The following is a 255-nucleotide window of genomic DNA, read 5'->3' as shown; positions in this document are numbered from 1 at the left end:
GAGTGGTTGAGTCCTTCGTGGTCATGGGCGATTTCCTGCCCGACACCGCCCAGAGCGGAGCCGAGAAGACCACCCTCTTAAATGTCCTTTCCTGGGTGTTCGACCCCGACCGAGGAGAGGTGGTCTTCCTGGGCCAAAGCCTAAAGGGGAAAAGCCCCCAAGAAAGGGCCCGCATGGGCCTCGGGCGCACCTTCCAGGGCCTGGAGATCTTCCGGGGGATGAGCGTCCTGGAAAACGTCAAGCTGGGGGCGGAGC

1 protein-coding gene is annotated in these 255 nt (G+C 62.7%); it reads left to right on the top strand.

Features of this window, described 5'->3' with window-relative positions; translation table 11 throughout:
* Positions 1–23: 23 nt before the first annotated feature.
* A partial coding sequence (locus MFF64_RS39125; protein WP_238194050.1) for an ATP-binding cassette domain-containing protein occupies positions 24–255 on the top strand: 232 nt, incomplete at its 3' end.

Origin of the sequence: Methylobacterium frigidaeris, from assembly GCF_022179185.1 — a bacterium.
Taxonomy (GTDB): Bacteria; Pseudomonadota; Alphaproteobacteria; order Rhizobiales; family Beijerinckiaceae; genus Methylobacterium; species Methylobacterium frigidaeris.
This window is presented reverse-complemented; position numbering and strand designations above follow the sequence as displayed.